Origin of the sequence: Amazonocrinis nigriterrae CENA67 (genome assembly GCF_016056305.1) — a bacterium.
Classification (GTDB): Bacteria; Cyanobacteriota; Cyanobacteriia; order Cyanobacteriales; family Nostocaceae; genus Amazonocrinis; species Amazonocrinis nigriterrae.
In genome coordinates this window covers 8,988-13,812 of record NZ_JAECZC010000024.1, presented here as the reverse complement: position 1 = coordinate 13,812, position 4,825 = coordinate 8,988, and the positions used below count along the sequence as shown (strand labels likewise).

The 4,825-nt window shown below is 40.7% G+C and carries 2 protein-coding genes and 2 pseudogenes; 2 read left to right on the top strand and 2 right to left on the bottom strand.

Annotated elements, in window-relative coordinates:
- A pseudogene (locus tag I8748_RS14345) lies at positions 1-262 on the bottom strand (aspartyl/asparaginyl beta-hydroxylase domain-containing protein); the annotation flags it as partial.
- A 153-nt stretch (positions 263-415) separates the two neighbouring features.
- On the opposite strand from I8748_RS14345, the gene I8748_RS14340 reads away from it, so the two are divergent.
- Complete coding sequence (locus I8748_RS14340; protein ID WP_198125259.1) at positions 416-1,732, top strand: MFS transporter; 1,317 nt, start codon at positions 416-418, stop codon at positions 1,730-1,732.
- Between the two features lie 75 nt (positions 1,733-1,807).
- Here I8748_RS14340 and I8748_RS14335 read toward each other — a convergent pair whose 3' ends face one another.
- On the bottom strand, positions 1,808-2,770 hold the full coding sequence (locus I8748_RS14335) for a fatty acid desaturase family protein (RefSeq protein ID WP_198125258.1): 963 nt from the start codon (positions 2,768-2,770) through the stop codon (positions 1,808-1,810).
- Between the two features lie 611 nt (positions 2,771-3,381).
- Here I8748_RS14335 and I8748_RS14330 point away from each other — a divergent pair.
- Positions 3,382-4,447, top strand: a pseudogene (locus I8748_RS14330) (Photosystem Q(B) protein 1).
- Positions 4,448-4,825 lie beyond the last annotated feature (378 nt).

Here is a 4,825-nt window from a genome sequence, read left to right as displayed (position 1 = left end):
TCCACATATTGTCGCCAGCTATACGCCGCTGTTGAGGAGAAATATCGTCAAAGTTTGGCAATGTATCTGTATATTCCATTACCTTGTCAAGCTCTTGGCGAATAACTTTCCAATTCGCTTCTAACTCATAAGCCCAAGGAAACTGACTTGTTTCAAAAAAAATCGAGTCTCCCAGTGATGAGTACTTAGAAACCAACTGTGAAAATTTAGGAAGGAGGAATTTCTCTAATTTTTTGAATAATGTACTGATTAATTTGCTCATTCCAGTTTTATCTTTAATTTTCTGGCAATTAATCTACTTTTTACTATTTATGGTAAGTTTTGTACATGTATTTCAAAAAACAAAATATTTATTTGAATTACAATACTTAATTAGTAATAGTATTTAACACTACGTTAATTACAAAATGAACGCATGGCAAAAACTACTACAATCCCGAAACTACAGGTATTCATCATTATTTGGTTGGGACAGATCATCTCACTGTTCGGCTCAGGACTTACAGGTTTTGCGTTAGGTGTTTGGGTTTACCAACAAACAGCATCCACAACATTGCTGGGGCTGGTTTCTTTGTTTACTGCATTGCCTGGAATATTACTATCCCCCATCGCTGGCGCTTTCGTAGACCGGGCTGAACGACGCTGGATAATGATACTAAGTAGTTGTGGCGGAGGTCTAGCCACTTTTTTTCTTGCACTGCTATCGTTAGCCGATAAGCTGAACGTCTGGCATATTTATATCGGCATGTCCGTAATTTCGGTTTGCAGTACCTTGCAGTATCTTGCTGCTTCTGCGGCTATCACGTTGCTTGTGCCCAAACGGCATCTAGGTCGCGCCAGCGGCATGGTACAAATTGGAGAAGCATCTGCACGAGTTTTTGCCCCAGCACTAGCTGGTTTACTGGTGTTGAACCTGCACATTCAAGGCGTGCTTTTAATTGATTTTGCTTCCTACGTCTTCGCCATAGTCACGTTATTGTTTATCCAGTTTCCCGAAGTTAAAAATACCATTGAAGACCGTGCAAAGAAAGCTTCTCTGTTGGAAGAAACTATCTATGGTTGGACTTACATTCTCAATCACCCAGGACTGCTAGCCCTATTACTGTTTTTTGCCCTCGGCAATTTTGTCTTGGGAATGGGTACTGTATTAGTGACACCAATGCTCTTAGCTTTTACTTCACCCGCAGTACTTGGTAATGTCCTGTCCACTGGTGGTAGTGGTATGTTCATCGGCAGTATTGTTATGAGTGTATGGGGAGGCCCCAAGAAGCGCGTCTATGGCATGTTCTGCTTTGGACTCCTACAAGGAGTTTGCATCATCTTGTTAGGGTTGCGTCCTTCTATACCATTAATTGCAGTTGCTGCCTTTGGCGTTTTTTTTAGTGTGCCAATTATTACTGCTTGTAGCCAAGCAATTTGGCAAAGCAAAGTAGCACCAGAGATTCAAGGACGCGTCTTTGCTGTGCGCCGGATGATTGCTTGGTCATCCTTTCCATTGGCTTATCTTTTGGCTGGGCCCCTAGCTGACTATGTATTTGAGCCACTGTTGGCTAGTGATGGTCTACTTGCAAACAGTGTCGGCAGAATTGTTGGCGTTGGACACGGGCGTGGCATTGGCTTATTATTTATAGTCCTAGGAATAATTACTGTTATAGTTACAATTAGTGGTTATTTATATAAACCTCTGCGGACAGTAGAGAAAGAAATGCCAAATCTAATTTTAACTAAGTAATGGGATTTGGGAATAGGGCATTGGGAATTGGTTTAGTTATTCTCCCCCCTCATCCCCCTCATCTCCCTCATCCCTCTACCCTTCTAACTGTCCCAATTGAGCTAGAATATCGCGGTTGACTTTGATGTAGCCAGGATCAACGTGGGTAAAGTGTGAACTTAACTTTTCATAGGCTTTTGGCAATGTGTGGAATGGAATTGATGGGTACAAATGGTGTACTGCATGAAATGACATATTCCACATGAGAAACTGCACAGGCCAAAGCGTCAAGGTGACGCGGGTATTTGTCAGCAGGTTAGCGTCAAGAGAGCAACCTGTGTGTTCTGCTAGTAGAAGAAAACGCAGAATCGGTTGACCTACAAACAGCGGTAGCAGCCAATACAGTATAAACCAAGGCTGATTTACTGCAATGGAAATTGCGATCGCTCCTGCATAAACACCTAATTGCCAGCGAGTCGAGCGTATCACTTCCACTCTTGCTGTCTCTGGTATAAATGGATAATCCTCAACTTGACCCAGTGCAATGCGGATATGTCCACGTATCTTGTCCACCCACCAAAGTAAACCGCTAAGCACTAACAAATATTCCCCCAAGTTGTGCGGAGTGAGGTCGGTGAGTTCCGGGTCTTTTCCAGGTACTCTAGTATAAACATGATGCCGTTTGTGGTAATAACGATAGAATGTGCTGTTGTAAAAAGAGAGTAATCCCGCACACCAAGCCACAGCATCATTTAAACGATTGTTAGCAAAAGGAGTTCTGTGAACGCCTTCGTGCATCGGTGCAAACATTGCAGCCAAACCAAAGCCGTAGAGTAGCAGTGCTGGTATTGCGACTAACCAATTGCCCCAGTTTATCGCCCACAGGTAGCCACTGCATCCGATGATAGTGAGATGTCCAATTAAATGAATTAGTCCTTTGGAGTTAGAGCGATCGTTGAAAGTATTTAATTCTTGTACACTGAGAATCTGACGGGCGTTGTACTGCTTCTCGGTTTTGTTCTCTAATAATTCAGGTTGAATAATTGCATCACTAGACATAATCAAAACACAGTATTAAAGAGATAAGTGTAACTACACATAGAATACAATTAATTTTTCAGCCTTGCTAAAATTTAAGTATGAATTTGCTCTGCTGAAAGCAACTGGCGTGATGTGACGCGCATACGAGATGATTTATCACGAAAAAGATGTAAAAAGCGCCTAATGCAACGCCCATAACATGATATTAACGAAAATGAAGCGTTTGAAACCCAACTTCGTGGATTTTCCCCATGTAGTCGCTATTTCTAATCTCACAGCAAGTAATAAATTAGATTTGATAAATATCCTCTTAGCCAAGATTGCAAAGATATTTAACTAATTGCTTCAGGGTTGCTAATATTTTTTCTAGAATGAAGGTAACTAGAGCGGCAAAACCATAACATCTGAGATAACTACTTGAGATAGACATTATTCAATAATGTTAAATCATATTTTGGTGCATAAATTATAGCCAAAATAATTTTATTGATGTCTATCTATTGATGGAAATTTGCTGCAAGATGTCACACAAGTGAAGCATTGATTTTAGTGAGCAAAAGCAATTAGAAAACTCCTGCAAAAAGTAGTTAGAAAATTTGTAACTTGGAATTACCTAGGAGTTACATACCATGAGTACCATTGTTCAACGTCAAAAAGAATTTAATTTTTTTGATGGATAGTTTTTGTCGCTGGATTACTAGCACAGAAAATCGGATTTATATCGGCTGGTTTGGTGTATTGATGATTCCCACCTTACTAGCTGCCACCATTTGTTTTATTTTGGCTTTTATTGCTGCCCCCAGTGTAGATATGGATGGCATAGGTGAGTCAATCATGGGTTCACTGATGGATGGCAATAACTTGATTACAGCCGCAGTTGTACCGACCTCTGCTGCTATTGGTTTGCACTTTTATCCTATTTGGGATGCCGCATCAATAGATGAATGGCTTTATAATGGTGGGCCATATCAGTTGATTGTGCTGCATTTTCTCATTGGTATTTGGTGCTATTTAGGGCAATTGTGGGAACTGAGTTATCGTTTAGGAATGCGTCCTTGGATAGCTATTGCCTATTCTGCACCCGTCATCGCCGCTACGTCGGTTTTGCTAGTTTATCCTATTGCTCAAGGTAGTTTTTCTGATGGTTTACCTTTGGGAATTGCTGGAACTTTCCACTTTATGTTAGCTTTCCAAGGGGATCACAATATCCTGATGCACCCGTTCCATATGTTAGGTGTAGCAGGTGTATTTGGCGGCGCACTGTTGAGTTCTTTGCATGGTTCTTTGGTGACTTCAACGCTAATTCGGAATACTGATGAAAATGAATCAATCAATGCCAGATATAAGTTAGGTCAGCCGAAAGTCACCTACAATTACTTGGCAGGACACTATGGTTTCTTAGGACGATTGTTGATTCCTACCTTTGCTAGCAAAAATCATCGTGCTTTCCATTTCTTATTAGCAGCATTACCAACGGTAGGTATTTGGTTTGCAGCGATGGGTGTATGTTCGATGGCATTTAATATCAATGGGTTCAACTTTAATCATTCCATCTTAGATAGTCGGGGTGCAGTAATCAGAACGGACGCTGATATACTCAACCGTGCCAATCTGGGTATAAGTGCAATGCACGCTCCTAATGTCCATAATTTCCCTTTGGTTCTGTCTAGCAGTCAACCTATTCCAGTTAGTTAAAGATTGCATCTATCCATTTTTATAGTTATTTTCAACCTGCCCTGTAATTCTGGCGTCAGTTAATATTGCGGGCAGGTTTTTCTTGAATATTAAGATTACGCAGCCTTAGAGGTTATTTAGAAAGTAAATATTAAGTAGGGTGTGTTACGGCTATGCAAGGATTTGGGAGTTTGAGAGAGTAAAGATTAGCCGTAACGCACCGAGAAATATGGTGCGTTAAGCGTTGCTATAACGCACTACAATTTCAGGTTTAATTTATAAATCATCTCTTAGAGGTTATTTAGAAAGTAAAAATAAAATTCCTGTAGTAGCGCGACCGGGCTAAAATAGTGCATTAGATGTAGCAGAAACAGACAAAGAAAATGGGACGTGGACGAA